Origin of the sequence: Gluconobacter vitians, from assembly GCF_015244565.1 — a bacterium.
In the GTDB taxonomy this organism is placed as follows: Bacteria; Pseudomonadota; Alphaproteobacteria; order Acetobacterales; family Acetobacteraceae; genus Gluconobacter; species Gluconobacter vitians.
Genome location: NZ_JABCQG010000002.1, coordinates 220,228 through 246,271, shown reverse-complemented (window position 1 = coordinate 246,271; position 26,044 = coordinate 220,228). Strand labels below are relative to the sequence as shown.

Annotated in this window: 25 protein-coding genes and 2 tRNA genes; 22 read left to right on the top strand and 5 right to left on the bottom strand. The window is 58.2% G+C overall.

The genetic code is table 11. The features are described 5' to 3' along the window. Positions 1-34: 34 nt before the first annotated feature. Positions 35-111: transfer RNA gene (locus HKD24_RS02800), tRNA-Met, on the top strand. A gap of 85 nt (positions 112-196) precedes the next feature. Here HKD24_RS02800 and HKD24_RS02795 read toward each other — a convergent pair. After that, positions 197-1,630 carry a coniferyl aldehyde dehydrogenase gene (locus HKD24_RS02795; RefSeq protein WP_194258909.1) on the bottom strand — a complete coding sequence of 478 codons (1,434 nt, stop codon included), beginning with the start codon at positions 1,628-1,630 and terminating at the stop codon, positions 197-199. Positions 1,631-1,718: 88 nt separating this feature from the next. On the opposite strand from HKD24_RS02795, the gene HKD24_RS02790 reads away from it, so the two are divergent. Continuing rightward, positions 1,719-2,321, top strand: a complete 603-nt coding sequence (locus HKD24_RS02790) for a TetR/AcrR family transcriptional regulator (protein ID WP_194258908.1) — start codon at positions 1,719-1,721, stop codon at positions 2,319-2,321. A gap of 106 nt (positions 2,322-2,427) precedes the next feature. Here the strand turns inward: HKD24_RS02790 and HKD24_RS02785 are convergent, their stop codons facing one another. After that, positions 2,428-6,210 (bottom strand): glycoside hydrolase family 99-like domain-containing protein, encoded by a 3,783-nt coding sequence (locus HKD24_RS02785; protein WP_194258907.1) that lies wholly within the window; start codon positions 6,208-6,210, stop codon positions 2,428-2,430. Positions 6,211-6,358: 148 nt separating this feature from the next. On the opposite strand from HKD24_RS02785, the gene metX reads away from it, so the two are divergent. From metX to HKD24_RS02765, 4 genes are all read left to right on the top strand, one after another. Next, a complete protein-coding gene (metX, locus tag HKD24_RS02780) occupies positions 6,359-7,549 on the top strand; it encodes a homoserine O-acetyltransferase MetX (RefSeq protein ID WP_194258906.1) in 1,191 nt (396 codons plus the stop codon). Continuing rightward, the gene (metW, locus tag HKD24_RS02775) at positions 7,549-8,154 is read left to right on the top strand and encodes a methionine biosynthesis protein MetW (RefSeq protein ID WP_194258905.1); all 606 of its coding nucleotides are present in this window, start codon (positions 7,549-7,551) and stop codon (positions 8,152-8,154) included. The genes metX and metW overlap by 1 nt, the downstream gene beginning before the upstream one ends. Positions 8,155-8,263: 109 nt before the next feature. Next, a complete protein-coding gene (locus tag HKD24_RS02770) occupies positions 8,264-8,872 on the top strand; it encodes a nitroreductase family protein (protein ID WP_194258904.1) in 609 nt (202 codons plus the stop codon). A gap of 294 nt (positions 8,873-9,166) precedes the next feature. Continuing rightward, on the top strand, positions 9,167-10,459 hold the full coding sequence (locus tag HKD24_RS02765) for a DEAD/DEAH box helicase (protein ID WP_194258903.1): 1,293 nt from the start codon (positions 9,167-9,169) through the stop codon (positions 10,457-10,459). 134 nt (positions 10,460-10,593) lie between these two features. Here HKD24_RS02765 and HKD24_RS02760 read toward each other — a convergent pair. Further along, positions 10,594-10,683 (bottom strand) — tRNA-Ser (locus tag HKD24_RS02760). Between the two features lie 222 nt (positions 10,684-10,905). Between HKD24_RS02760 and HKD24_RS02755 the strand changes: the two genes are divergently transcribed. The 12 genes from HKD24_RS02755 to HKD24_RS02700 all read left to right on the top strand — a co-directional run bounded on the left by HKD24_RS02755 (position 10,906) and on the right by HKD24_RS02700 (position 22,526). After that, complete coding sequence (locus HKD24_RS02755) at positions 10,906-11,433, top strand: Spy/CpxP family protein refolding chaperone (RefSeq protein ID WP_228124111.1); 528 nt, start codon at positions 10,906-10,908, stop codon at positions 11,431-11,433. Positions 11,434-11,561: 128 nt separating this feature from the next. Next, positions 11,562-12,989 (top strand): signal recognition particle protein, encoded by a 1,428-nt coding sequence (gene ffh / locus HKD24_RS02750; RefSeq protein WP_194258902.1) that lies wholly within the window; start codon positions 11,562-11,564, stop codon positions 12,987-12,989. Between the two features lie 41 nt (positions 12,990-13,030). Further along, positions 13,031-13,375: a 30S ribosomal protein S16 gene (rpsP, locus tag HKD24_RS02745; protein ID WP_062509988.1), complete on the top strand. Its 345-nt coding sequence runs from the start codon at positions 13,031-13,033 to the stop codon at positions 13,373-13,375. Positions 13,376-13,403: 28 nt separating this feature from the next. Then, positions 13,404-13,946: a ribosome maturation factor RimM gene (gene rimM / locus HKD24_RS02740; protein ID WP_194258901.1), complete on the top strand. Its 543-nt coding sequence runs from the start codon at positions 13,404-13,406 to the stop codon at positions 13,944-13,946. Beyond that, positions 13,943-14,647 carry a tRNA (guanosine(37)-N1)-methyltransferase TrmD gene (trmD, locus tag HKD24_RS02735; RefSeq protein ID WP_062509991.1) on the top strand — a complete coding sequence of 235 codons (705 nt, stop codon included), beginning with the start codon at positions 13,943-13,945 and terminating at the stop codon, positions 14,645-14,647. The genes rimM and trmD overlap by 4 nt, the downstream gene beginning before the upstream one ends. Before the next feature lie 24 nt (positions 14,648-14,671). Beyond that, positions 14,672-15,064: a 50S ribosomal protein L19 gene (rplS, locus tag HKD24_RS02730; RefSeq protein ID WP_153429028.1), complete on the top strand. Its 393-nt coding sequence runs from the start codon at positions 14,672-14,674 to the stop codon at positions 15,062-15,064. 21 nt (positions 15,065-15,085) lie between these two features. Continuing rightward, positions 15,086-16,513, top strand: a complete 1,428-nt coding sequence (leuC, locus tag HKD24_RS02725) for a 3-isopropylmalate dehydratase large subunit (RefSeq protein ID WP_194258900.1) — start codon at positions 15,086-15,088, stop codon at positions 16,511-16,513. Next, entirely contained in the window at positions 16,513-17,139 is a 627-nt protein-coding gene (leuD, locus tag HKD24_RS02720; RefSeq protein WP_194258899.1) for a 3-isopropylmalate dehydratase small subunit, read from the top strand. Before leuC ends, leuD begins: the two co-directional genes overlap by 1 nt. After that, positions 17,136-18,245, top strand: coding sequence for a 3-isopropylmalate dehydrogenase (gene leuB / locus HKD24_RS02715; protein ID WP_194258898.1), 1,110 nt, complete (start codon positions 17,136-17,138; stop codon positions 18,243-18,245). Before leuD ends, leuB begins: the two co-directional genes overlap by 4 nt. Positions 18,246-18,385: 140 nt before the next feature. Beyond that, on the top strand, positions 18,386-19,588 hold the full coding sequence (locus HKD24_RS02710) for a pyridoxal phosphate-dependent aminotransferase (protein ID WP_194258897.1): 1,203 nt from the start codon (positions 18,386-18,388) through the stop codon (positions 19,586-19,588). Continuing rightward, on the top strand, positions 19,585-20,796 hold the full coding sequence (locus HKD24_RS02705; protein WP_194258896.1) for a pyridoxal phosphate-dependent aminotransferase: 1,212 nt from the start codon (positions 19,585-19,587) through the stop codon (positions 20,794-20,796). Before HKD24_RS02710 ends, HKD24_RS02705 begins: the two co-directional genes overlap by 4 nt. A 41-nt stretch (positions 20,797-20,837) precedes the next feature. After that, entirely contained in the window at positions 20,838-22,526 is a 1,689-nt protein-coding gene (locus HKD24_RS02700) for a M3 family oligoendopeptidase (protein ID WP_194258895.1), read from the top strand. A gap of 41 nt (positions 22,527-22,567) precedes the next feature. Here HKD24_RS02700 and HKD24_RS02695 read toward each other — a convergent pair whose 3' ends face one another. Beyond that, on the bottom strand, positions 22,568-23,089 hold the full coding sequence (locus HKD24_RS02695) for a TlpA family protein disulfide reductase (protein WP_228124110.1): 522 nt from the start codon (positions 23,087-23,089) through the stop codon (positions 22,568-22,570). Between the two features lie 89 nt (positions 23,090-23,178). On the opposite strand from HKD24_RS02695, the gene HKD24_RS02690 reads away from it, so the two are divergent. Next, complete coding sequence (locus HKD24_RS02690; protein ID WP_194258893.1) at positions 23,179-23,511, top strand: hypothetical protein; 333 nt, start codon at positions 23,179-23,181, stop codon at positions 23,509-23,511. Positions 23,512-23,518: 7 nt separating this feature from the next. Here the strand turns inward: HKD24_RS02690 and HKD24_RS02685 are convergent, their stop codons facing one another. After that, positions 23,519-23,950 (bottom strand): DUF423 domain-containing protein, encoded by a 432-nt coding sequence (locus HKD24_RS02685; RefSeq protein WP_194258892.1) that lies wholly within the window; start codon positions 23,948-23,950, stop codon positions 23,519-23,521. A 116-nt stretch (positions 23,951-24,066) separates the two neighbouring features. Here HKD24_RS02685 and HKD24_RS02680 point away from each other — a divergent pair, with 116 nt between their 5' ends. The 3 genes from HKD24_RS02680 to HKD24_RS02670 all read left to right on the top strand — a co-directional run bounded on the left by HKD24_RS02680 (position 24,067) and on the right by HKD24_RS02670 (position 26,030). Next, on the top strand, positions 24,067-24,657 hold the full coding sequence (locus tag HKD24_RS02680) for a DUF4142 domain-containing protein (protein ID WP_194258891.1): 591 nt from the start codon (positions 24,067-24,069) through the stop codon (positions 24,655-24,657). A gap of 27 nt (positions 24,658-24,684) precedes the next feature. After that, positions 24,685-25,257 carry a cob(I)yrinic acid a,c-diamide adenosyltransferase gene (locus tag HKD24_RS02675; protein WP_194258890.1) on the top strand — a complete coding sequence of 191 codons (573 nt, stop codon included), beginning with the start codon at positions 24,685-24,687 and terminating at the stop codon, positions 25,255-25,257. A gap of 215 nt (positions 25,258-25,472) precedes the next feature. Further along, a complete protein-coding gene (locus HKD24_RS02670) occupies positions 25,473-26,030 on the top strand; it encodes a hypothetical protein (RefSeq protein WP_194258889.1) in 558 nt (185 codons plus the stop codon). The last annotated feature ends 14 nt before the right edge of the window (positions 26,031-26,044 follow it).

Here is a 26,044-nt window from a genome sequence, read left to right as displayed (position 1 = left end):
ACCACAAAAAATCCCCCAACATCACCAACACCACCGCGGGGTGGAGCAGCCCGGTAGCTCGTCAGGCTCATAACCTGAAGGCCGCAGGTTCAAATCCTGCCCCCGCAACCACTTCCATTAGTCTCAAAACCCCGCTCGGTCCCTGACCAACGGGGTTTTTTGCGTTCAGATGGAAATTGTTGAGGGGCGTTTTTACTTACCGCAAAATAAGATTAGTAACAATGTCCGTCAGTCTGGTGAATGGCGGGCGAAGGAGCATTGTCGCATTAATGCGGCCCTGTCTGTAAACTCCACGTGGATGGGTAAGGGCGATGAAACCTTCTTTTCCATGATAAGCTCCAATGCCGCTGTCTCCGATGCCGCCAAAAGGCAAATCGTCCTGTGCGTAATGCATCAGGGTGCCATTGATCGTGACATTTCCTGAAACCGTCCGCTTGAGAAGTCTGTCCCGTTCAGTGTGGTTTTCTCCAAAGTAATAGAGTGCCAGAGGCCGTGGGCGTGCATTGATGAAAGCGATTGATTCATCAGGATCTTTGTAAGTCAGTATTGGCAGAACAGGGCCAAAGATTTCTTCCTGCATGACTGCCATCTGAGGTGTGACGTTCAGGATCAGGACAGGAGCAAGAATATGGCTGTCATTTGCGTTGTCTCCCAGACGGAGAACGCGGGCGCCATGTTCTGCGGCATTATGGATAAGGCCGCTCAATCGTTCATAATGATGTTGATTGAGAATGGCTGTATAATCCGGTGAACCGGCGTAACCGCCTGGATAAAGTTTTTGTACGGCGTCCTGATAGGCTTTTGCAAAGGCATCCTGATCATCTTCGTGGAGCAGGACATAATCGGGAGCAATGCAGGTTTGTCCGGCGTTGGTCAGTTTGCCGAATGCTATCCGGTCCGCTGCGCGTGGGATGGAAAAACCGGGCTCGATCACTACTGGCGACTTTCCACCAAGTTCGAGCGTGACGGGCGTCAGGTTGCGGGCTGCTGCTTCTGCAACTTTCTTTCCGACCGCCGTACTCCCAGTGAAGAGGATATGATCGAACGGCAGGGCTGAGAACGCAGCACCCAGTTCGGCATCTCCGGTCACGACAGAAACCTGTTCAGATGAGAAGACAGCCTGAACGATCTTGGCAATAGCCAGGGATGTGTTCGGAGTCATTTCCGATGGCTTGAGAATCGCTCGGTTTCCTGCGGCAATGGCCGTTGCCAAGGAGACAAGAGCAAGTGAGACCGGATAATTCCAGGGCGCGATAATGCCCACGACGCCGACTGGCTGACGGGTCACCCAGGCGCGGCCGAACTGGAAGTACGGGGAAACGTGCCGCCGTTCCGGCTTCATCCAGCGTCTGAGATTCCGGATCATGTAATTGATGGACTGAACCAGAGGGATCAGTTCCACGATGGCGCTTTCGCGCTCCGAACGTTGACCGAAATCCTTTTTCAAAGCCTGAACAATGTCAGTTCGCCGCGCCAGGATCTCTGCTTTCAGGCGGCGCAGATCTGTCTGGCGTTGCTTCAAGCCGGGTGGGCCGAAGCGCAAAAATGCAGCGCGCTGATGGTCAAGAATGGTGTGGAGATCAGTCGGCGTGGTGTTTGCTGAAACAGTATCGGACATTGCGTCCTCCATGTTTACAGGAGAAACTTATGAAGGCAGGATATGGAGCATTATGATCGTTCGTCAATGAAAGTTTCTTCTGTAAACATGAGCCTCACGGATGAGTGAAACGCAAGAACGCCCCTATCATCATGGCGATCTGCGTCGTGCCCTGATCGAGACGGCTCTCGTCATGCTGGCCGCGGATCAGAACTGGACTTTCACGCTTCGTGAAGTCGCGCGTCGCACCGGTGTCAGTCATGCAGCTCCGTACAAGCATTTCCGCGACCGTGAGGATCTCCTGAGGGAACTGGCCCGTCTGGGCTTCGTCCAGCTGGGGGAAAGCATGACGCAGGCCATGTCCCTGACCCAGTCTTCCGTACGTGAGCAATTTATTGCCGGAGCACAGGCCTGTATTGATTTTGCTCTTTGTAACTCTGGTCTCTATCGTTTGATGTTCAGCGCAGATGCCGACAAGTCCATGGATCCTGATCTGCACGACGCCGCCATGAAGACATTCACTATCCTTCTGCAGCTTCTCGAAGAGGGACAGAGGGACGGATCTTTTCGTCCGGTAAATATTGACGCCTTGGCTGCAGCCAGTTGGGCACAGGTGCATGGCCTGGCGATGTTGGCGATTAATGGACAGCTTCTGGAAGAAAAGGTCGGATCAGAGCCGGTTCTGGCTGCGCTGAACGTGTTGCTGGATGGCATGTGCCAATAAGGATTGATCAGCTGTTCGTGCGTAACACGTTAAAGCTGTGCTCATAATCATGCCCAACCTGCCTTTAACGAGTCCTGTAGTCTCCTGATGCTCCGCCTGTTTGTGATCAGGAAAGCGAGATGATTTTGTTCCCACCAGTCTTGGGGACAAGGCCAAACTGCCGTTCCAGCATGGTGCAATAACGCTTCTGTCGGGATATTTGTGTATCAGGAAGTGCGAGGCGGCTTGCGATCAGGCCGTGCATATAGGTGACTTCTTCAACGTGATTTCGTCGATTGAGCGTATGGGTCGCTGAATCGGCATGTCGTCGATGAATATTGAGCGGTTTGGCAATGTATATGACTTCCGCATTCTTCTGGGAGAGAAGTTCCAGGTAAATACGCCAGTCTCCCGCAACACGCAGGATCTGCAGGTCTTTCTGGCAGGTCTTGATGGCCGTCAGGAGGCGGTCTTTCCGAAAAAGTGCACTGCTTACATTGAGGACAAGATTGCGTTCTGACAGACATCCGCGGAGAAAACTTTCCCCGGTGAAATGACTGTCATTTTCCAGAAGCAGTCCGGCGCTTTCGGCATAATAGGCGCGATAGGACGCGAAAAGCGGAGAACCGTTTTCATCAACAGCACGGCTGTCCGTGAAAGCCATGACGACCGATGGATTGTCTTTGATGCCATCCATGATGTTCTGCAGGAAATCCGGTTCGCAGAAATCGTCGGCCTCGGCAATCCAGATCCAGTCACCACGGGCGACTTTGAGAGCTTTATGCCATTGTCGGAAAACAGAGCCGGAAGCAACGGTGTTCTCGATACATGTGATGTCTCGATCCCAGTCCCTGGCGGTCTGGCGAGCGATTTCCAGACTGTTATCGTCCGATGCATCATCCAGGACGATGACTTCAAGAACAGGAACTGTCTGGGCGAAGATCGAAGACAGCCGGCTGCTCATGTAGCGCGCATAATTATGGGATGGAACCACAACAGAAATCTTCGGAACCGCAGGCAAAGCAAGTCCGAGGAGCTCGTGTGCATACGGCCTGAAGCTGAAACGGCGCTGCGTGGCGCGTGCGGTTTTCTGGCGTTCCCTCGCGGGGCGCATGAGGGACCATTCTGCCAGTTCTTCAGCCGCACTGGTCATAGCCGGAACGTCTGCGAAGGAAACGACCCGGCTAGGGGTGTCGGGTGTTGTCGCGCTGTCCCTCAGCAGATCCGGGATTCCGCCAGCATCATCGAAGGCAATGCAGGGGAGCCCGGAGGCAAGGGCTTCCAGCACAACCGATGGATATGGATCTTCACGAGAAGGCAGCACAAAGACGTCGGCGGCAGCCAGCCAGGCAGGAACATCCTCTACCTGGCCGGGCATATGGAATGTGCCGCTGGAAAGGGCGGTCTCCAGTTCGACATGCAGACTGTTCTTTAATGCGATGTCGATATTACCCAGCCATATGCAGTGTGTTCGACCATCCATCTTGCGCCAGAGATGCAGGAAGAGATCGAAGCCTTTTCGCAGGTCGGCATAGCCTGCGCCCATGACAATCCGTTCCGACGAGCTGAAATCCATCTGCTTTCGGATCTTCTGTCGTGCCTGTACGGAAAAAGGGGCCGAGTTATAGAGACCCTGCGGCAGGATTTTCAGATTCCTGGAGCAGTCCAGACCAAGTTTTCTTGCCACGCTTTCAGCTGGAACGACTGCGTGGCGTGCGCGTGCGCAGGCGTTTTCCATCGAGGCTGTCAGATTGCGGCTGCGAAGCAGGGCAGGGAGTTCGTGAATGAGAAAGACGAAGCCAATGTCCGCGGCCGCAAGATCGGCAACAATGGGGGAAGACGCGGCACTGTTAACGATTGCGGACTGAAAGCCCTGCTTCTGCAAATGGATCAACCGGGCTGTCGTTGTGGCTGTGTCCGGGTCAAGGATCTCGGTTGGTGCAACGCTGCGATATTCCTCAAGCAATGCACCGTCTGCGAGCAGGATGAACTGGATGTCTGCCCCGAAGCAGCGCTTCAATGTTCGCCCGGTTTCTAGAAGGAGGCGTTGGGCTCCGGCTGGAAAGGCATCATGACCAATCAGAAGAAGCCTTGAGCGTGAATGATTTCTGCTGAAACCGGTGCAGGCCCGGGCTGTCGCATTCAGATAGGCGCTTCCGAAATGCTGATCAGGCTCCAGATAGGCGCCTTCAGCCCATTCGTTCCAGGCATTGATGCAGACGACGGGATCACCAAAAAACGTGCGCGTCTGGGCCTGTTCGATCAGGCCGCTGAGCCAGCGTTCGTATAGCTCTGGTGTCGAGCCGTGCAGAACGAGGCCTTTTCCCTGCCGGCGCGCATCATTGTCCCAGGACGGCGCGGCGGTCCGGATGAGCGGGAACGGTGTCTTGGGCTGTGCCAGGGATACATCTACGACTTCGCCATAATCATAAATCTGTCCACTGAATTCATTATCATACAGTCTGATTTCATCATTCAGCAGATTGCAGCCCGAGACGACTTTGTGAGGCGGAAACTCGATGGCTCCATCGAGCCCGAAAAGATCCGGATTTTCGTCGCCAAATGCCTGTCCCATGACAAAAAGCGGGTTCATCCCGTGCCGGCTTCGGAACATCGAACGCCATCTGGCGAAGGCGGCCGGAGCGTCCGGAATGGTGCCCGGCCGATAGACCATAAGAACAGGACGGCCATCGAAATGGATGTAACGGGAATCCCGCAGATACCGGGCGAAGCAGTCCACAAGGGCTTCGTCATCCTCGGGGCGGTAATCCTGCGCGATCAGGAGATCATTTTCCGAGCCATCCCAGCGGCGGCTCCAGTTTTCATTCGCCCACATGAGGCAGAATGGAAGCTCGATCTGTGGATTGGCCAGCAGGATTTCCAGAGGCTGGTCCAGCAGGCGTTTGCGGTTGAACCAGTAAAAATAGAAAATGAAGCCTTCAATCCCGGCGGCATGGGCCATCGCAGCCTGCCGCTCGAGAATCTTCGGTGAATTCAGCGTGTAATGTCCCAGATCCCGCGGAATGCGTGGCTGATAATGATCCGAAAAACGGGGGATCCCGCGGGGCAGATTGGTCCATTCCGTAAAGCCTTCGCCCCACCAGGCATCGTTTTCGGGAATGGTGTGAAACTGCGGAAGATAATAGGCCAGAACCCGAGCGCGACGGATGGCGCTTTTTGGCAGCGGGCGGGTTTTTTCGAAGAGCGGTCCGGGTTTGCTCCTTCGCTTGATTTCTCCGAAGACGGATATTTCGGTTTCCGGGCTGCTCGGGTGAACGTCGGGCCGGTTGCGATTTTCCAGGTAGTGCAGCAGTGGATTGCTGTCAGGAGAATGACGCAGGTATTTGCGGCGGTAATAAAGAGGGTCAAACCCGTCAAAGGGTTTCCGCGCCTCCCGGAACCCCTGGATCATATAGTGTTCAAGTGCATCCAGACCTGCGTTCGCGACATCCGGATATGAGCGTAGATAAAAATCCGGGTCGAACTCCGGTATCGGACGCAGCGGCGTATTATGGCGGTTCAACAGGTAATGTGCGAGCGCCAGCATTCCTTCCGGGATGGGATAGGTGCGCGAGTACCATTCAGGATCGAACCATGCGATCGGGCGCCGGCCTTCGCGTTCTCCGCGCAGAACATAATGCAGCAGTGGATCGCCGATGACGTCACGGTTCTGGCTGAGATACCAGTGCGGATCGAAGAACGGGTTGGGTTTGCGGCCCTCACGCCATCCATGCTGGTGATAATGCTGTAGAACCGCCGTTCCCAGCGTCTTCAGATCGGGATTGGTCTTGACGTAATAGAAGGCGTCGAAAGTCCCGGAATGGCCCAAAATCTGCAGCGGAGACGCATCAACCGGAAACGGCCAGGTCCGTGAGGTCTCAGATGGGGCACGGGAGAACGCATTCGACATGCATTAGTTTTTTACGTTTTTTTAACTTTCTTCAAGTCGTTAATTGATCGTCAACCCAAAAGAGATTTGATCGTATCGCCCGGCGGTGCCATACCGTGGCGCCCGAGGGCATGCTGCCTTCACGCGTGGCATCAGAGGCGGGTTAGGGATGGACATCAGCGCGTCACCGACCATTGCGGATGGTCCGGTTTACACACACCGGACCGTGCGACTGGACAGCGGTCTCGATCTGGAATGTGGTGTGCATCTCGCGCCTCTAGAGATTGCCTACTGCACTTATGGGACGCTTTCGCCAAAGCGGGACAATGCAATCGTGGTCTGCCACGCCCTGACCGGTGACCAGTATCTGGCGGAAAAAAACCCTCTGACCGGAAAGCCCGGCTGGTGGAGCCGGATGGTAGGGCCTGGTCTGCCGATCGATACGGATCGGTATTTCGTGATCTGCTCCAATGTTCTTGGCGGCTGCATGGGGACGACCGGTCCGCGATCGATCTGCGCGGAAACCGGGAAGGCGTGGGACAGTGAGTTTCCGCCCATCACCATGCATGACATTGTGGCAGCTCAGGCGAAGCTGGTTGATCACTTAGGCATTGAGCGTCTGTTTGCGGTCATCGGTGGGTCCATGGGCGGGATGCAGGCCCTGACCTGGGCTGCCGATTTCCCGGACCGTGTGTTCGCCGTCATGCCGATCGCAACATCTCCGTTCCATTCGGCCCAGAATATCGCGTTCAACGAAGTGAGCCGGCAGGCTATTTTCGCCGATCCGGACTGGCATAACGGCCATTACAGGGATTTTGGTGCCATCCCCGCACGGGGGCTCGGTGTCGCGCGGATGATGGCGCATATCACCTATCTTTCCGAAGAAGCACTCAGCCGCAAGTTCGGGCGTCGTGTCCGGCATGATGCTGCAACGGCCGTCCCTGCATCGAGCAGCCCTTCACTGTTTGGCGAAATGTTCGAGGTTGAGAGCTATCTTCGGCATCAGGGCTCAACCTTCGTGCGCAGGTTTGATGCCAATTCCTATCTGACCATTACGCGGGCGATGGATTATTTCGATCTGGCCGCCGAGCATGACGGTGATCTCGCCAATCCCTTCCGAAACTCGCAGACCCGCTTTTGTGTCGTGTCATTCAGTTCGGACTGGCTCTTTCCGACGTCCCAGTCCCGCCTGCTGGTGCGTGCGCTCAACCGGGCAGGGGCAAACGTCTCTTTCGTCGAAATCGAAAGCGATCGCGGGCATGACGCTTTCCTGCTGGACGAGCCGGATTTCGACCGGACGATCAGGGGCTTCATCAATGGCGCAGCCGAACATGCGGCCCTTCTGGAGGGAAACCGCTGATGCGTGTGGACCAGCGACTTATTGCTGAAATGATTGCTCCACGGGCCCGCGTTCTCGATGTTGGCAGCGGGGACGGCACGCTGATCGACTATCTGTATCGTACACGGTCCTGCGACGCCCGCGGGATCGAGATCGATATGCAGAACGTTACGCAGTCCGTCGCACATGGCCTGCCGGTTATGCATGGCGACGCGGATCATGATCTGGCGGACTATCCGGACGACACGTTTGATTACGTGGTCCTGCAAAGAACGCTACAGGCCGTCGAGCGCCCGCGTGAGGTCCTGCGGCAGATGCTCCGGATTGGACGTCACGCCATCGTTTCTTTCCCCAATTTCGGCCACTGGCGGCTGAGGCTCCAGCTTCTGACGACCGGCCGGATGCCGATGACGCCCGTGTGGAATACGCCCTGGTATTCGACGCCAAATATCCATCCCTGCACGATCCAGGATTTTCTCCTGCTCTGCGAAGAGGAAGGGTACGTCGTTCAGCAGTGGCTGGCGATTGACGAGGACGGGGCCCGTGCGCCCTGGCGCCGCTCCATCAGGCTTGCCAATCTGTTTGGCGAGCAGGCCATGTTTCTTCTCAAGCGGGCGGGCCACTGAGTTTCATACACACTTTGCAACCTTCGCTCCTGGACCCGGTTAGACTCAGACACGGATTCTGTTTCGTCAGGGTCTGATCAAATAACAGTCAGAGCGGAGCTTTCGATTCATGAGCGAAATCCTTCAGGCCATCGCATCGCGTCGTGCCACCAAGCATTTTGATCCGGAATACAGGATTCCCGACGCCGAACTGACGGCCATTCTGGAAGCTGCCCGTCATGCTCCGACCGCTTTCAACATCCAGAACTGCCGGTTCCTTGTCGTCCGTGACACGGAGCAGCGTCGCCGGATCCGGGCTGCCGCCTGGAATCAGCCGCAGGTCGAGGACTGTGCCGCCCTGATCGTGATGTGTGCGGACATCAAGGCCTGGGAGAAAGATCCCGCCCGGTACTGGAAGGATGCGCCCGAGTCCGTACGGGACGGATACGTCAAAATGATCCGGTCCTATTATGAAGGACATGAACAGGTGCAGCGGGACGAGGGGCTTCGTTCCTGCGGTCTGGCGGCCTATGCCCTCATGATGGCTGCATCGGCGCATGGTCTACAGACCTGTCCCATGGACGGGTTCGATTTCGAGCAGGTCGGTAAGATTATCAATCTTCCGAAGGATCATGAGATTGTGATGTTCGTAGCGCTCGGACGTGAGGCATCATCACCCCAGCCACGGGGCGGATTTTTGCCTCTTGATGCAGTGGTTCAATACGACTGCTTCTCTTGATTGCAAAATCTCAAGAAATAACAATAGCTTTTCCAAGCGGGGCTTTGCTGTCTCCTTGCAATGGGACAAATGTTGTCCTACATCCCACGTGCACTTCAGGGCCAGTTTGCTGAAGTGTAATGACGATCTCATGATCCAGCCGATTTTTTTTGTCCGGGCCTGTTTCAGGCCCGGCTTTAAAGGCGACCCAGAGAGTACCGTCATTTGCCATGAATGCCTGCGGCAAGTGGCTTGGCAGATTATATAGCGGTGCGGTTGCCTGAGCATGACCTTGCCGTCTCAAAGGAGAGGTCCATGACCAGTTTTGCTGAACTCAAGCTTGCCGAGCCAATTCAGAAGGCCCTTGCTGAAGAAGGCTACGTTACGCCAACCCCGATTCAGGCTGGCGCCATCCCTTACCTTCTTGAAGGACGTGACCTCCTGGGTCTCGCCCAGACCGGAACGGGCAAGACCGCAGCTTTTGCGTTGCCGATCCTGAACCACATTTTCTCAAATCGTCGTCCTGCGCCGCCGAAGGGTGTCCGCGCGCTGGTGCTTGCGCCGACACGCGAACTGGCTTCCCAGATCGGTGAGAGCTTCGCCGCCTATGCGCGGCATATGAAGTTCTCTTATGCTGTCGTGTTCGGTGGTGTAGGGCAGGGACGTCAGATCGAGGCGACCCGTCGTGGCGTTGATGTTCTCGTTGCTGCCCCCGGGCGTCTGCTGGATCTGATCGGCCAGAAGTACATCGATCTCTCCAGTCTCGAAATCCTTGTCCTCGATGAGGCCGACCGGATGCTGGACATGGGCTTTGTGCGCGATATCCAGCGCATCATGGCTCTGCTGCCGAAGCAGCGTCAGACCCTGCTGTTCTCGGCGACCATGCCGTCCTCCATCAGCGATCTGGCTCATTCTCTGCTCAAGGATCCGGCGACGGTTCAGGTAACACCTGAGTCGAGCACGGTTGATCGTATCAATCAGGCTGTCATGTTCGTTGACTCGGGCTGCAAGAAAGATGCGGCTCTCATGCTGCTGGAAAGTCCGAGCGTTGCCCGGGCTGTCGTCTTCACGCTGATGAAGCACGAAGCCAACAAGGTTGCCGAATTCCTGAACAAGAACGGAATCCGCGCAGAAGCCATTCACGGAAACAAGTCCCAGGGTGCCCGTGAGCGCGCCATGGCCGGTTTCCGCAGCGGCTCCATCAAGGCGCTCGTTGCAACGGATATTGCTGCACGTGGCATCGACGTGGACGAAGTCAGTCACGTCTTCAATTACGATCTGCCGAATGTGCCGGAATCCTACGTCCACCGTATCGGCCGGACGGCCCGTGCGGGACGTGAGGGCTGTGCGGTATCGCTCTGTGATGCCGAACAGCGCGCATGGCTCAAGGATATCGAGAAGAAGATCGGCAAGCCCATTCCCGTCGTGACCGATCATCCGTTCCATTCCGAAGAAGCGCGTCTGTCGACGCTGCGTCCGCCGGTTCTGGGAGGTGGTCGTGGAGGCGGCGGTGGTGGCCGTCGTCGCTCCGGTCCGCCTTCAGGTGGCGGGCGTCCAGGTGGCGGCCGTGGTGGCGCTCCCGGCCGCGGAGGTCCGCGCCCACGCTGATCCTGATTTTCGGATAGTCAAAAAAACCGTCTCTGTATCTGCAGAGGCGTTTTTTTTTGTGCCTGCAGATCAAAAGGCAGGGAAAAACCAGTCTGTTCCGGGCGGTATTGGATTTGATTTTTTTTGGGGGGGCTTGGCGGAGAGGGTGGGATTCGAACCCACGATACGCTCTCACGTATGGCGGTTTTCAAGACCGCTGCCTTAAACCACTCGGCCACCTCTCCATCCGAAAAAGCTTTCATTTCTGAAAAGCCCTGCGCGGATCTGGATGCTTCATGCGACGGGAAACATCTGCCGTCAAGTCGCCGTGTTACATGAACCCCTGCGCCTTACTCTTTGAAACGCAGAAGGGGGAGGTCAGCAACATTGAAGCATGCCATCTAGGAAGGTGTGGAGGCGCGATGTCTGCGTCTCCGGCTGCCATAACCTCCAAGGATATGACGTCCATGACGATTTTTCGTCCCGCTGCCTTCCTTCCCGTCCTTGCTGCCCTCGGTCTGACGATAGCGCCTCTTGTGGCATCTGCTGAAGGGCATCATGCTCCTGACGATGTGCGTGCGCCGCCGGGAGGGCCCCATGGCGGCCCGGGTCACATGATGCCTCCGATTCCGCCTGGGGTGACGCTGACCACGGCGCAGAAAGCGAAACTCAAGACCATTTTTGAGAAAGCACATCAGGATGAGCATGCTCTGCGTCTCGAAGGGCGGGCTATTGAAGACAAGATCCATACGGCCCTTGAAACGGCTGGCGATCTGGACCGCTCTGCTCTTGCGGATCTGAGCAAGCAGGAAGGTGCGGTCAAGGCCAAGGTCTCCGCGCTTCATCTTGAGACCATGGAAGAACTGCATGATCTTCTGACGCCGGCTCAGCGCCAGCAGGCCAAGGAGACCATGGACAAGCTCAGGGACCTTCATGAACAGATGAAGGCGCTGCTGGGTCATCCGCCGGAAGGCGATCCGGACGATATGCCCTGAAAACTGCTGATCCTGCCTCTATCGCTTGACGCTTCGGTGCCAAGTCGATAGAGCAGTCCTGTTTCCGGACACGCCACCTCGCGAAGACTCGCGCAGTGGCGTGTTTCTGTTTGCTTTAAGGTGACCCGTTGTTCGAACAACTCTCAGGCAAGATGTCCGGTGTCCTCGATGGGCTTTCCAAGAACGGAAAGCTCTCGGAGGCTGATGTCACCGAGGCCATGCGTGAAGTGCGTCTCGCCATGCTGGAGGCGGACGTTGCACTGCCTGTGGTGCGGGACTTCGTCAACAAGGTCCGCGAGCGTTCTGTCGGGCAGGAAGTGCTGGAAAGCGTTTCTCCCGGTCAGGCCGTGGCCAAGATCGTCAATGATGCACTGATCGATGCGCTTGGAGGGGCAGGGGCGGTTCCGCTAAACCTGTCCGCCAATCCGCCGGTTCCGGTGCTGATGGTGGGTCTGCAGGGTTCGGGTAAAACCACGACCTCCGGCAAGATCGCCCTGCGTCTGTCCAGCCGTGAGCACAAGAAAGTTCTTCTGGCCAGCCTCGATGTCCAGCGTCCGGCCGCGCAGCTCCAGCTCCAGCAGCTGGCCGAGCGCGTCAATGCCAAGACGGGTCGTGCTCAGGCCCTGCCGATCATTGCCGGGCAGTCTCCCGTTCAGATCGCAAAGCGTGCGCTCGAAACAGGACGTCTTGAAGGCTATGATGTTGTCATCCTCGATACGGCAGGCCGTCTTTCGATCGATGAGGCGCTGATGGATGAAGTGCGGGAAATCCGCACGCTCACCAAGCCGGCCGAGACGCTGCTGGTCGTCGATGCGATGACCGGTCAGGACGCCGTCAACACGGCCAAGGCCTTCAATGAGGCTGTCGGCATCACCGGCGTTGTCATGAGCCGTATGGACGGCGATGCCCGCGGTGGCGCGGCCCTGTCCATGAAGGCCATCACCGGTGCGCCGATCAAGCTGACGGGCTCGGGTGAGAACCTCGAAGCGCTTGAAGAATTCCATCCCGAGCGCGTTGCCGGCCGTATTCTCGGCCTGGGTGACGTCGCCGGGTTGGTGGAACGTGCTGCCGAAACCCTCGATCACGAGGAAGGCGAGCGCGTCGCAAAGAAGATGCTCGCGGGCAAGTTCGACCTGGATGACTATGTCTCCCAGATCGACCAGATCAACCGCATGGGCTCGATTTCCGGTATTCTCGGCATGATGCCGGGGATGGGAAAGATCAAGGATATGCTGGGTGACAAGGAGCTCGATACGTCGATCTTCAAACGTCACAAGGCCATCATTTCCTCGATGACGAAGCAGGAGCGCAAGACGCCCGAAATCATCAAGGCGTCCCGCAAGAAGCGCATTGCGGCTGGTTCGGGAACCACGGTTCCGGAAATCAACCGTCTGCTCAAACAGTTCAACGACATGTCCACCATGATGAAGCGTATCAGCAAAATGGGCCTTGGTGGCCTGATGCGCGGCATGGGTGGTGCAGGTGGTCTGGCTGATCTGATGAAGGGCATGGGTGGCCCCGGGGGTAAGCCCGGTGGACGCCCGCCTTTCGGCTGATCCGCCCCGTTTTTTACAAGTCTGTCTCTCAGGAGTATTTCATGAGCCTCAAGATCCGCCTTGCACGTGCAGGTGCCAAGAAGCGTCCTTACTACCACATCGTTGTTGCTGACAGCCGCAGCCCGCGCGACGGCCGTTTCATCGAGAAGGTCGGTTCCTACAACCCGATGCTGCCGGCTGATCATGCCGACCGTATCCGTCTGGTTGACGACCGCATCAAGCACTGGCTGTCCAACGGCGCCCTCGCCACGGACCGTGTTGCCCGTTTCCTCGGCAATGCTGGTCTGGCTCCGAAGCCGACCTACAACGAGCAGCCGAAGAAGTCCGCTCCGAAGGCGAAGGCTCAGGAGCGCGCCAAGGCTGCTGCCGCTGCTGCCGCGGCCTGATTGAGTCGCTTTTCAGGAAGTCCGAGACGTGCCCCGCTTCAACCCTGACAGTGATGTGCTGATTGCTACCGTCGGTCGCCCGCACGGTGTTCGCGGTCTGGTGCATCTTCATGCTGCCACTGACGATCCGGCTTCGGTCGAGACGCTTGGTACGCTGCATGATGCGCAGGGCAGGGCATGGACGGCACGCTGGGTTTCAGCGGGCGTTGCCGCGCTTACGGATGCAGACGGGCAGGATCTTCCTGACCGTAATGCTGCCGAGCGGCTGGTCAATGCCAAGCTATATGTTCCGCGTGCGGTTCTTCCCGATACCGGGGATGACGAGTTCTATCATGCCGATCTGATCGGCATGACGGCAGTCTCGGAAGACGGGGATGTTCTGGGGACGGTTTCGGTGGTTCACGATTACGGCGCAGGCGTCAGCCTCGAAGTGGATCGTGGTCTGATCGTGCCGTTCACGCTGGCCTGCGTGCCCCGTGTGGACCTCGCAAAACGGGAAGTGGTTCTCATCCCTCCCGTTGAAGTCGAGGTCGAGGGGGATCTGTCCGGCGAGGTCCAGGTGCGGGCATGAGCTGGCGCGCGGACATCCTGACTCTTTTCCCGGACATGTTCCCGGGGCCGCTTGGGTTCTCCCTTGCGGGCCGGGCGCTGGAGCGGGGGATCTGGTCCTGTGAGGCGCATGACCTGCGCCAGCACGGGCTGGGACGTCACCGGGCCGTGGATGACACGCCGTTCGGTGGCGGAGCCGGCATGGTGATGCGGGCAGACGTTCTGGATACGGCCCTCTCGGCGCTTCCCGCGCTGGATGGCCGCCCGGTCGTCTATCCGACACCACGGGGACGGCGCATGTCGCATGAAGATGCGGAGCGCCTGTCGTCCGGTCCGGGGGTCGTTGTTCTCTGCGGCCGTTTCGAAGGGGTGGACGAACGGGTTCTGGAAAAGCACGATATCGAACAGCTCTGCATGGGCGATGTCGTGCTGTCGGGTGGAGAAATTCCTGCCCTGACGCTTCTGGATGCGTGTGTCCGTCTTCTTCCCGGCGTCATGGGATCGGATGTCAGCGGTCAGGACGAGAGCTTCGCCGACGGGCTTCTTGAATATCCACAGTACACCAAGCCGGCAGTGTGGGACGGGCAGGACGTGCCCGACATTCTTCTCTCCGGCAACCATGGAGCCATCGCCCGCTGGCGCCATGAACAGTCAATCGCCGTCACGAAGGCGCGCCGCCCGGACCTCTGGGATGCGTATCTGGCACGACAGCAGGTCCATTGAAGTTTTGTTTTCAGGAGTTTGGTCATGAACATTATCCAGCAGTATGAGGCGCGCGAGATCGAGCGTCTTTCCGGCGTCCGCGCTGTTCCCGAGTTCATTGCAGGTGACACGGTCCGCGTTGGCGTCCGCGTTGTCGAAGGTACGCGTGAGCGTGTGCAGAACTTCGAAGGCGTTGTCATTGCCCGTTCCAACAAGGGCCTGAACAGCAACTTCACGGTTCGCAAGATCTCCAACGGTGAAGGCGTGGAGCGTGTGTTCCCGCTGTACGCACCGTCGATCGCCAGCATCGAGGTCGTGCGTCGCGGTAAGGTTCGTCGCGCGAAGCTGTATTACCTGCGTGGCCGTTCGGGCAAGTCCGCCCGTATTGCCGAGCGTCCCCGCGATCTGCCGAAGGCGGACAGCAAGGCCGCTTCCTAAACCGTTCGGAGTAGAGACAGGATGCCCGTTACCAATTCGCCCAGAACCCTTTTTGACAAGATCTGGGACGATCATGTCGTCGAACGTCTCGAGGACGGGACGTGCATCCTTTACATCGACCGGCACCTCGTCCATGAGGTGACAAGTCCGCAGGCTTTTGAAGGCCTGCGGATGTCCGGGCGTCGCGTGCGTCGACCGGATGCCACGGTGGCCGTGGTGGACCATAACGTTCCCACGTCCGACCGTTCCAAGCCGATCGAGGAGCCGCAGAGCCGCCTCCAGATCGAAACGCTTGAGAAGAATGTCGCCGAATTCGGCGTCCCCTATTTCCCGCTGCGCTCCGCCTCTCAGGGCATCGTGCACGTTGTCGGGCCGGAGCAGGGCATTTCCCTGCCGGGTATGACAATTGTCTGCGGTGACAGCCACACTTCCACGCATGGTGCGCTCGGTTCGCTGGCGTTTGGCATTGGCACGTCCGAGGTCGAGCATGTGCTCGCGACCCAGACGATCCTGCAGAAGCCGGCGAAGAATATGCGCGTCTCCGTCGAAGGCAAAGTCGGTCCCGGTGTAACCGCCAAGGATATCATGCTGGCCATCATCGGCCGGATCGGTACCGCTGGCGGGACCGGGCATGTGATTGAATTTGCAGGATCCGCAATTCGCGATCTGGACATGGCCGGCCGCATGACGCTGTGCAACATGTCCATCGAAGCCGGTGCGCGCGCTGGTCTGGTAGCACCCGACGAGACGACCTTCGCCTATGTGAAGGGCCGTCCTTTTGCACCAAAGGGTGAGGCGTTCGAGCAGGCCTGCGACTACTGGCGTAGCCTTGCTTCTGATGAAGGTGCCTACTTCGATACGGAAGTCACGCTCGCCGCTGAAGAAATCGTCCCATCCATCACCTGGGGTACGAGCCCGCAGGACGTGCTGCCGATTACAGGGGCCGTGCCGTCTCCGTCAGACGTGGCGGACCCGGCACGTGCGGCCCAGATCCAGCGTGCGCTGGACTATATGGGTCTTGAAGCCGGACAGACGATTGCGGGCACTCCTGTGGATGTGGTGTTCATCGGTTCCTGCACGAACAGCCGTCTGGAAGACCTGCGCGCTGCTGCGGACGTGCTGCGTGGACGTCACGTGGCCGAGGGCGTTCGCGCCATGATCGTGCCGGGTTCCGGGCTGGTGAAGCATGCGGCCGAGGCCGAAGGTCTGGACAAAATCTTTTTGGATGCCGGTTTTGAATGGCGTGAGGCCGGTTGTTCGATGTGTCTGGGGATGAACCCGGACCGTCTGACGCCGGGGCAGCGCTGCGCTTCGACATCCAACCGCAATTTTGAAGGACGTCAGGGTCCGGGTGGGCGGACGCATCTGTGCTCGCCGGCCATGGCGGCGGCGGCTGCTGTCACAGGGCGCCTGTGCGACGTGCGTGAACTGGTGAAGGAGACCGTCTGATGGACAAGTTCACGGAACTGACCGCCATTGCGGCGCCGATGCCGACCGAGAACATCGACACCGACCAGATCATTCCGGCGCGCTTCCTCAAGACCATCCAGCGGACAGGTCTGGGCAAGAACGCTTTTGCGGCCCAGCGTTATGACGCCGAGGGCAATGAAAATCCGGATTTCGTGCTCAATCAGGAGCCTTACCGGCACGCCGAGATCCTGATTACATACGACAATCTGGGATGCGGTTCCTCACGTGAGCATGCGCCCTGGGCGTTGCTGGATTTTGGAATCCGCTGCGTTATTGCGCCCAGCTTTGCCGACATCTTTTTCAATAACTGCTTCAAGAACGGCATTCTCCCGATCCGGCTGCCGCGCGAGATCTGCGACGAACTGATGGATGATGCCCGTCAGGGTTCGAATTCGCGTCTGACGGTGGATCTGGAGCGTCAGGTGATCGTGCGTCCGAACGGCGAAACCATCGCGTTCGATGTTGATCCGTTCCGCCGTCACATGCTGCTCGAAGGTCTGGACGATATCGGGCAGACCATGGCGCATGATGCCGAGATCACCAGTTTCGAGCACCGTCCAAGTCGTGCCTGGGTGCCGTCAATTACCATAGGAACTTCAAAATGAGCGACGCACACAAGCTTCTGGTTCTGGCCGGAGACGGCATTGGTCCGGAAGTCATGCGCGAAGTCGCACGGATCGTGCACTGGATGAGTGCGCATCGCGGGCTGAAGCTTGAAATTACGGAAGAACTCGTCGGTGCGGCGTCTCTGGCCGTGCATGGCGTGCCAATCCGTGATGAAGTCATTGAACTGGCCCGTCAGTCTGATGCTGTCCTGTTCGGTTCGGTTGGTGATCCGGCCTGGAGCCATGTCAGTTTTGACAAGCGTCCGGAAGTGGCGATCCTCAAGCTCCGCAAGGAACTGGAACTGTTTGCCAACCTGCGTCCGGCCAAGCTGTTCGATGCCCTGATCGATGCGTCTGCGCTGAAGCCTGAAGTCGTGCGCGGGCTGGATCTGATGATTGTCCGTGAGACGGTCGGTGGCATCTATTTCGGTGAGCCGCGCGGGATCGAGACGCTGCCCGATGGCTCGCGTCGCGGGATCAATACGGAAGTCTATACGACTTCTGAAATCGAGCGCGTGGCCCGTGTGGCTTTCGACCTTGCCCGCAAGCGCGATAACCGCGTTTGCTCGGTCGAGAAGTGCAATGTCATGGAAAGCGGCCTTCTGTGGAAGGAAGTCGTGACGGATGTGCACAAGCGCGAATATCCGGACGTCCAGCTGTCCCACATGCTGGCTGATAACTGCGCCATGCAGCTTGTCCGTGATCCGAACCAGTTCGACGTGATTGTCACGGGTAACCTGTTTGGCGATATTCTTTCCGATCTGGCCTCCATGCTGACCGGGTCGCTTGGCATGTTACCGTCGGCCACGCTTGGTCCGGTCCGTGCTGATGGCAAGCGCAATGCCTTGTACGAGCCGATTCATGGCAGCGCGCCGGACATTGCAGGCAAGGGGATTGCCAATCCGCTGGCCCAGATCCTCTCCTTCGCCATGCTGCTGCGTTACTCGCTCAACCGGAGTGAAGACGCGGATCTGATTGAGACAGCCGTGTCCAATGTTCTGGCTTCGGGTCTGCGGACCGCCGATATCATGTCGTCGGGGATGGCACGCGTCGGGACTGAAATGATGGGACAGGCGGTTCTTCGCGAGATGGAAAAACTGGCCTGAGTTTTGGCTCTTGTCCGTTTCCAAGGCGTCTTTCCGAAAGGGAGGGCGCCTTTTTTTGTTGTCTGTAGCCCAGCGCGCTGTGGTCAAAACTCCTCGAACGTGTCTAGGATCGCGATATCGAAATGATCCGGAAATCTGTCATGTCCTTTATCGCCGACCGTCTGAATCGTATCCTTCCCAGCCAGACGATTGCCGTGACCCAGAAAGCGCGTGCCCTGAAAGCGGAAGGCCGTGACATCATCAGTCTTTCCGCAGGTGAGCCGGATTTTGATACACCTGATTTCATCAAGCGGGCAGCGATCCGCGCCATTGAAGCCGGTAAGACGAAATATACGGATGTTGCGGGGACGCTTGAGCTTCGCAAGGCCGTGGCGGCGCGTCTGAATGCTGATTTTGATCTGGATTACAAGGCCGAGGAAATCTGTGTTTCCACGGGCGGCAAGCAGGTTATTTACAATGTCATGGTCTCGACCCTGAATGCGCGTGACGAGGTCATCATTCCGGCACCGGCCTGGGTCTCCTATCCCGATATCGTGACGCTGGCTGATGGCACCCCTGTCATTGTCCAGACGAACCCCGAAAACGGCTTCCGCCTGACCGCCGCACAGCTTCGTGCCGCAATTACGCCCCGGACAAAGTGGCTCTGCCTCAATTCTCCCTGCAATCCGACAGGCGCGGCTTACGATACCGAGGCACTCAAGGCCCTGACGGATGTGCTGCTGGACTATCCGGATATCTGGATCCTCACAGACGATATGTACGCCAAGCTCCTGTATGACGGAGCTGTTGCAAAGACTGTGGTGCAGGTTGAGCCACGTCTGAGGTCACGCACCGTGACGATGAACGGCGTGTCCAAGGCCTATGCCATGACGGGCTGGCGGATCGGATTTGCCGCGGCTCCGGTTGAACTGACCCGGCAGCTTGTCAAACTGCAGGGACAGAGCACGAGCAATCCGTGTTCCATTGCACAGGCTGCTGCGCAGGAAGCCGTGTCCGGTCCACAGGATTTCATTTCCGAAATGGTGGCGGTCTATCAGGAACGGCGCAATCTGGTCATCGGTATGCTGAATGATGCGCCAGGTCTGAGTTGTGCGCTTCCGGAAGGGGCATTCTATGCGTTCCCGTCCATTGCCGGAGTTCTGGGTAAGACAAGCAAAGGGGGACGCTTCATCGACAGCGACGAGGCTTTCGTGAATGCCCTGCTTGAGGAGACCGGAGTTGCGGCCGTGCATGGCACCGCGTTCCTGACGCCGGGATATTTCCGCATTTCCTATGCGACCAGCACGGAACTGCTGAAGGAAGCCTGCACCCGGATCCAGGCTTTCTGTCAGGGGCTTTCATGAGTTTTACCATCGCTTCACGCCTCGCAGGGCTTCCCAAGCCCGCAACGATTGCGATGGCGGCTCGCGCACGCGAACTGAAGGCACAGGGCGCGGATGTCATTTCGCTTGCACTCGGGCAGCCGGATTTTCCGTCGCCGCCCGAAGCAATCGAAGCCGCTTATGCTGCGGCCAAGGCCGGTGATACCGGCTATCCGCCAATCCCGGGTCAGAAGCCGCTGATTGACGCCATCATCCGGAAATTCCGTCGTGACAATGGTCTGGATGTCACGCCTGACCGGATCATGGTGGCGAATGGTGGCAAGCAGGTCATTTTCAACGCGTTGATGGCCTCTCTTGAAGCTGGCGATGAAGTCATCGTGCCTGCCCCTTACTGGGTCAGCTATCCGCTGATTACCCGGATGCTTGGCGGGGTTCCGGTCGAAATTCGCTGTCGGGAGGAAAATGGTTTCCGTCCCGATCCTGAAGCCATCCGCGAGGCCATTACGCCGCGGACGAAATGGCTGGTACTGAACTTCCCGAATAATCCAACGGGCGCCATTCTTGAACGTCAGGATCTGGAAGCCATTGCGGATGTGCTGCGTGATGCGCCGCATGTCCTCGTGATGAGTGACGAGATTTACGAGCATCTGACGTTCGATGGTCGCAAACACCTGTCCCTGCTGAGTGTTGCGCCGGATCTGGCGGATCGTATCCTGATCGTGAACGGCATGGCCAAGGCCTATGCCATGACAGGATGGCGTGTCGGCTTTGCCTGCGGACCGGTTCCGCTGATCCAGGGGATGATTGCGGTTCAGGGCAATTCCACCTCCGGCGTGTGCACGCTCGCTCAGGCTGGATCGGTTGCTGCTCTGGATGGGGATGCGGACGGGATCGCCCGGATGCTGGAGACGTATGAGCGCCGGCGCGGTCTTGTTGTGGGGGCGCTTCAGGATGTGCCGGGTCTGACCTGCGTGATGCCGGAAGGTGCGTTTTATGCCTATCCGGGCGTGGCAGCCCTGATTGGCGGAACATCGGGGCAGGGGCGGCTGCTCGATACGGATGTGGCCTTTGCGGAAGCGCTTCTGGACGAGGTTCATGTTGCGACGGTGCCGGGGTCAGCATTCGGATACAGTCCGTATCTGCGTCTGTCCTTTGCGGCATCGGACGAACAGCTTGCGGAAGCCTGCCGCCGGATCGCGCAGTTTGCGGGTGATATCCGGCAGCCCTGACAGGCATGGACGCAAAGGCGGGAGACTGGCAGAATTGTGCCATGACAAAGACGCTCCCTCCCTTTTCTGAACTGTCTTTTCCCCGGCCTGACGAGCAGTCGCTCAAGGCCCGTTACGATGCCATCGCAGCCATGCTTGATGCGGGTGATCGCGTGGAAGCCCTTCAGGCTTTTGATGCGGTCCGGCGCGAGTATGAGTCCTGGGCATCACACGTCCACCTGCAGTTTTCGCGCAATACGCAGGATGAGACTGCAAAAGCGGACCGGGATTATGCCGATCGGCTGTCTCCGGTTGCGACCGATCATGAGGTGACGGTGAAGAAACGCCTTCTGGCGGATCCTGACCGTGAAGGTCTTGAAGCCATCGTGACGCCGCATGTGGTCCGGCTCTGGGAATCGGATACGAGGACCTTTGATCCGCGTATCAGCACGGATCTTGAGGAAGAGGCACGGCTGACGGGAGAATACACCGCGCTTCTCGCTTCGGCGAAAATTCCGTTCGATGGCAAGACGCTCAACCTGTCCGGGCTGGTGCCTTATCTTCAGGGGCTGGATCGCGAAATCCGTCATGATGCCGAAAAGGCGCGCTGGGCCTTTTTTGAAAAGAACGGAGCGGAGCTGGACGCGCTTTATGGCAAGCTCGTCGCCCTGCGTGACCGGATGGCGAAGACGCTTGGCTTTGAGAACTATATCGAGCTTGGTTATCGCCGGATGCGTCGCACGGATTATGGTCCGGAGCAGGTCGCAGCGTTCCGTGAAAAAGTGCTGGCCTATGTCACGCCGCTCATCAGTTCGCTTATGGAGCGCCGCCGCCTGAAAATGGGCTGCGAGAGGCTGATGGCTTGGGACGAGGCTCTCATTGACCTTCAGGGAAATCCTGAACCCGCAGGTGACCATGATCTGCTGGTTGCGCGGGCAGAAACCATGTTCCGTGAGCTCGACCCTTCGGGGGAAATGGCTGATTTTTATGTCCAGATGCGGGATCTCGGGTATCTTGATCTGAAGAACCGGGACGGCAAGGCTGGTGGCGGGTTCTGCACGTCATTTCCGACGGTTGGAACGCCCTATATTTTTGCCAATTTCAATGGCACCCATAATGATATCGGGGTTTTCACCCATGAGATGGGTCATGCGTTCCAGAACTGGAAAAGCCGTGATCTGCCCTGGATTGACCAGCTCTGGCCGACCATGGAGGCTGCGGAAATCCATTCCATGGGGCTGGAGTTCCTGACCTGGCCGCAGATTGGTGAACTGGTCGAAGATGGTGCGGCGGATCGGTATCGCCGGATGCATCTGATCGACGCGCTGTCGTTCTTCCCGTATGGCGTCTGCGTGGATCACTTCCAGCATGAAGTTTATGCCCGTCCGGACATGACGCCGGAAGAACGGCACGAGACATGGCAGCGGCTTGAAAAGCTTTACATGCCGTGGCGGGACTGGGGCGATCTGGAATATCCGGCAAAGGGTGGTCGCTGGCAGGCGCAGCTCCATATCTACCGTCTGCCGTTTTATTACATCGACTATGCACTGGCGCAGTGCTGTGCGTTGCAGCTCTGGCTGGGCTCACGGCTGGATCGGGAAGGGACGCTGGAAACGTATCGCAGGCTTTGCGCTGAGGGCGGCTCGAAACCCTTCGCCCAGCTTGTGTCCGAAGCCGGACTGACCTCTCCGTTCGAGGCGGACGTTCTGGCGGAGGTCGTGCATGAGGCCGAGCAGGTTCTCGCCCTCTAACTAAAGGATGAGGCTCCGGAAAAAGCCGGAGCCTCAAGGGCTTATCCGCGTTTGTTCCAGCCGGAAATGAGGTCCAGAACGGCCTGCGGAGACATACTGCGGGCATTGCCCAACGCGGTGGAACCATCGTCGTTCAGGGCATGACCGTCTGGTGTGACGATGATGACGGTCGGCACGGCCTTGATCGTCACGCCATAGCGTTCGGCGAGATCAAGATTGGTGTTGATGCGTCCGACATTGACCGGGACCACGATGAACTGGCTGTCCAGCCAGCGTGCGGCGTCGGGCAGGGCAAAGATGCCGCTGAGCATCTTGCAGTCCGGGCACCAGTTACCACCGAAATCGAGCAGGACCTTGCGGTGCGTCTTCTGCGCCAGGGCAAAGGCCTGCGCCACCTGATCATGAGCCACCGCCGTATCTGGATAGGGCGTAGCGACAGGAGGGGCTGACGTTTCACTCAGCTGGGGTGCAGGGACTGCTGGCATGGTGGGTGCGGCCTGTGCCGGAAGGGTTGCGAGGAGCGCCAGACCGAGGCCGGTTGCGGCAAGAAGGGAACGACGCATGAAAAAGGCTTTCATTGATGTTGTCTTCTGCATGCCATAACGCAGAATGACAGGAACATATGATTAAAGCTCAAATTCCACGAAAGGTCATGCGTTTGAAGAAGCCAGCAGCACCTCCGCAAGCCGCGCCGTCACGTGAGGTCAGTGTCACGGAGACCCTGATCCGGACTGTCATCCTTGTAGGGCTCACGCTTGCTTTCGCCTCGGTGTTCCGCTTCTGGCAGCCCGCAATCAAACTGGCGCAGCATGTGGCGGGAACGTCCGCCTGGCAGGAACTGTACAGTCTGTTTCATATTGAATCCGGCCTCGGGCGCGAACAGCTGATCCTGACCGGGATCATGATTGTCTGTTTTCTTGCGGCTCTTGCCGTCCAGACGATCGGGCTACTGGTTTTTCAGCGAATCAGAAAAAGCCGAAGCTGATCGCCGTTCAGTTCTGGAACGGGCGACGCAGCGCCGATGCGGCAGCCAGACACCAGGCGATCATGAGCATCGTGCCGCCATAAGGCGCAATTCGCCCAACCGACATGGGGCCTAGCTTCAGATTGAACAGGGCGAGCAGCGTAACCGGTACGCAGAACAGAACCATACCGACCGCCATGCACAGACAGGCCAGGCGGATCAGTTTCGGCGACAGACGGGAAGCGTTCAGGGACAGCACGCAAAGACCCAGTGCGTGCCACATCTGGATTTCAACTGCGGAATGCAGCATGGCGCGTCCGCTTGGGACGGCAAAAAGCCGGTCCGGCAGATGCGCGGAAAGTGCGCCCAGCATGACGCCTGATGCAGCGGACAGAGCTGCAAATATGAAACTTCCCCGGAGCAGATCGGGCAGACTGGTGCGGACAGGGTTTGCGGACATGCCGTGAATGTATCATGTGTTGTCTGAACAGCGAATGAGAGACTGTCATGAGTGGAATGTCAGTCTGTCGCGGCCTGTCCTTCGCAGGGGAGGCGCGTTTGAAAAAGGAAGCTTCAATGACCGTTTCATATGTCCGCCTGTGCCTGTCCGCCGGTCTTCTCGCCGGGCTGGCAGCCTGTAACGCTCCCGACGCGCCGCCGGCTCCGGCTCTGCCGAGTGTTGCGTCCACCTACAAGCTGACCACGGCGGATGCGGCATTCATCCAGCAGGTCGATGAAATGGATCAGACGCAGATCGCCATCGCAACGCTTGCAGCCACCCACAGCAACAGCGACGTTATCAAGGCATTCGCGACGACGGTTCAGGGCGACCACACGACGAACCAGAAGGCCGTTGCCAAGATCGCATCGGATGCCAACCTGACGGTTGCGGCCAAGATCGACGCAGCCGATCAGGAGCATGTCGATTCGTTCTCCCATCTGTATGGTGCGGCATATGACCGCATGTTCCTGCGGGATGTCGTGAGTGTCCGCACCGCGGATCTGGACAAGGCCATCACAACGGCCAAGGCCTCCGGTGGCACGCCCGATATCAAAACCCTGGCTTCGGATACGGACAAGCTGCTGACCGATCACACTTCGCGTGCCCATGACCTGATGGGAGATCGCACGATCCGCCATCACGCAAAGCACAAGAGAAACCGCTGAGCATAACGTAAGGAAAGACGGACAGGCATGAGCATCCGGATCGACAGGATCGTAACCCGTGGCGGTGATGCGGGACAGACGTCGCTGGGGGACGGGACACGTGTGCCCAAGTCCTCGGACCGTATTGAAGCCATGGGGACTGTCGATGAACTCAATGCCCAACTGGGTATTCTGTGCTGTTACATGGCACAGAATACCCGGATAACTGCTCTTGTCGATGAAGTCCGGCAGATCCAGTCCTGTCTGTTCGATCCTGGAGCGGATCTGTGCCTTCCGGATCCTGAACGCTCTCCCAGCCTGACTTCGGAAGCCAGCACATGGCTTGAGGTCCGGTTGGAAGACATGCGCCAGCACCAGCAGGATCTCCGGAGCTTTGTCCTGCCGGGCGGAAGCCTCGTTGCAGCACAGGCCCATCTCGTCAGGACGGTTGCGCGCCGGGCGGAACGCAGGGTGGCGGTGCTGGAACATGCTCCGGCAGAGGCCTTGCGTTTTCTGAACAGACTGTCTGATTACTTCTTTGTTCTTGCCCGTCACGCCAATAATGATGGTGAAACGGATATTCTCTGGTCTCCGGGTCGCTGGCATCAGCAGAAAATATAGGTATTTGCTTATTGTTCTGGTGACAGAATGCGCCTGAAGTGCTAGAAGTCCGTCGTCAGAACGCTGGAGTTTCTCCAGACGAGTCGATTTTCCATATCCTTGTCAGGACATGTCACTGCTGAGTGGACCAGGGTCCGGTCAGCTTTTCTGCCTTTTGGCAGACCTGTCGTGCAGGGAAGAAATCTATAAATATCATATTGGTTGAAGAATACAGAATGCACGACGAGCATCAGGTTAACGAAGAAGACAAGCTGCGACAGGCTCTGGCCCGTCTGGGAGCCGGGGCTTCCTCCCGTTCTTCCAAAGCGCGGCCTGTGACGGCTACTCCGGAACGTCGCCGTCGCTTTGTCCGTGATGGACAGGTTGTCGTCGAACATCAGGGAAGCCGGGGAATTGCTGCCCGCGCCCCCAGTCAGGAAGATCAGGAAGAAATCGAGCGGCTGCGCCAGTCGGTCAAGCGTGAGCAGCGTCGCTGGGAAGAAGCCGAGCGGAGCCTCGTGGAGGTCCGGTCCCAGCTCAAGGCGTTTGAAACCCGCGAAGCCCACGCGAAGATCCAGATCAGTGAACTGAACCGCGAACTGCGTGAAAACCAGGACACCATCCAGACACTGAAGGCTTCCCTGCATCAGGCGCGTGAACAGGCTGCCGAGGCTGCACGTCGTGCGCCCCGTCCTGTCGGGCGTCCCCGCAAGGAGGCTGCTCCGGAAGTCGCGGAGATGGCAGAAGCCGATGCTTCCGAGCAGGAGCCGGTGCAGTGGTGGGTGAAGGCCTGATTACAGGCCCCCAC

Excerpts from the sequence above, each read along its gene's own strand:
- HKD24_RS02795 (WP_194258909.1), bottom strand. The coding sequence starts at position 1,630 with ATGGAGGACGCAATGTCCGATACTGTTTCAGCAAACACCACGCCGACT.
- HKD24_RS02790 (WP_194258908.1), top strand. The coding sequence starts at position 1,719 with ATGAGTGAAACGCAAGAACGCCCCTATCATCATGGCGATCTGCGTCGT.
- HKD24_RS02785 (WP_194258907.1), bottom strand. The coding sequence starts at position 6,210 with ATGTCGAATGCGTTCTCCCGTGCCCCATCTGAGACCTCACGGACCTGG.
- metX (WP_194258906.1), top strand. The coding sequence starts at position 6,359 with ATGGACATCAGCGCGTCACCGACCATTGCGGATGGTCCGGTTTACACA.
- metW (WP_194258905.1), top strand. The coding sequence starts at position 7,549 with ATGCGTGTGGACCAGCGACTTATTGCTGAAATGATTGCTCCACGGGCC.
- HKD24_RS02770 (WP_194258904.1), top strand. The coding sequence starts at position 8,264 with ATGAGCGAAATCCTTCAGGCCATCGCATCGCGTCGTGCCACCAAGCAT.
- HKD24_RS02765 (WP_194258903.1), top strand. The coding sequence starts at position 9,167 with ATGACCAGTTTTGCTGAACTCAAGCTTGCCGAGCCAATTCAGAAGGCC.
- HKD24_RS02755 (WP_228124111.1), top strand. The coding sequence starts at position 10,906 with ATGACGATTTTTCGTCCCGCTGCCTTCCTTCCCGTCCTTGCTGCCCTC.
- rpsP (WP_062509988.1), top strand. The coding sequence starts at position 13,031 with ATGAGCCTCAAGATCCGCCTTGCACGTGCAGGTGCCAAGAAGCGTCCT.
- trmD (WP_062509991.1), top strand. The coding sequence starts at position 13,943 with ATGAGCTGGCGCGCGGACATCCTGACTCTTTTCCCGGACATGTTCCCG.
- rplS (WP_153429028.1), top strand. The coding sequence starts at position 14,672 with ATGAACATTATCCAGCAGTATGAGGCGCGCGAGATCGAGCGTCTTTCC.
- leuC (WP_194258900.1), top strand. The coding sequence starts at position 15,086 with ATGCCCGTTACCAATTCGCCCAGAACCCTTTTTGACAAGATCTGGGAC.
- leuD (WP_194258899.1), top strand. The coding sequence starts at position 16,513 with ATGGACAAGTTCACGGAACTGACCGCCATTGCGGCGCCGATGCCGACC.
- leuB (WP_194258898.1), top strand. The coding sequence starts at position 17,136 with ATGAGCGACGCACACAAGCTTCTGGTTCTGGCCGGAGACGGCATTGGT.
- HKD24_RS02710 (WP_194258897.1), top strand. The coding sequence starts at position 18,386 with ATGTCCTTTATCGCCGACCGTCTGAATCGTATCCTTCCCAGCCAGACG.
- HKD24_RS02705 (WP_194258896.1), top strand. The coding sequence starts at position 19,585 with ATGAGTTTTACCATCGCTTCACGCCTCGCAGGGCTTCCCAAGCCCGCA.
- HKD24_RS02700 (WP_194258895.1), top strand. The coding sequence starts at position 20,838 with ATGACAAAGACGCTCCCTCCCTTTTCTGAACTGTCTTTTCCCCGGCCT.
- HKD24_RS02695 (WP_228124110.1), bottom strand. The coding sequence starts at position 23,089 with ATGCGTCGTTCCCTTCTTGCCGCAACCGGCCTCGGTCTGGCGCTCCTC.
- HKD24_RS02690 (WP_194258893.1), top strand. The coding sequence starts at position 23,179 with ATGCGTTTGAAGAAGCCAGCAGCACCTCCGCAAGCCGCGCCGTCACGT.
- HKD24_RS02685 (WP_194258892.1), bottom strand. The coding sequence starts at position 23,950 with ATGTCCGCAAACCCTGTCCGCACCAGTCTGCCCGATCTGCTCCGGGGA.
- HKD24_RS02680 (WP_194258891.1), top strand. The coding sequence starts at position 24,067 with ATGACCGTTTCATATGTCCGCCTGTGCCTGTCCGCCGGTCTTCTCGCC.
- HKD24_RS02675 (WP_194258890.1), top strand. The coding sequence starts at position 24,685 with ATGAGCATCCGGATCGACAGGATCGTAACCCGTGGCGGTGATGCGGGA.
- HKD24_RS02670 (WP_194258889.1), top strand. The coding sequence starts at position 25,473 with ATGCACGACGAGCATCAGGTTAACGAAGAAGACAAGCTGCGACAGGCT.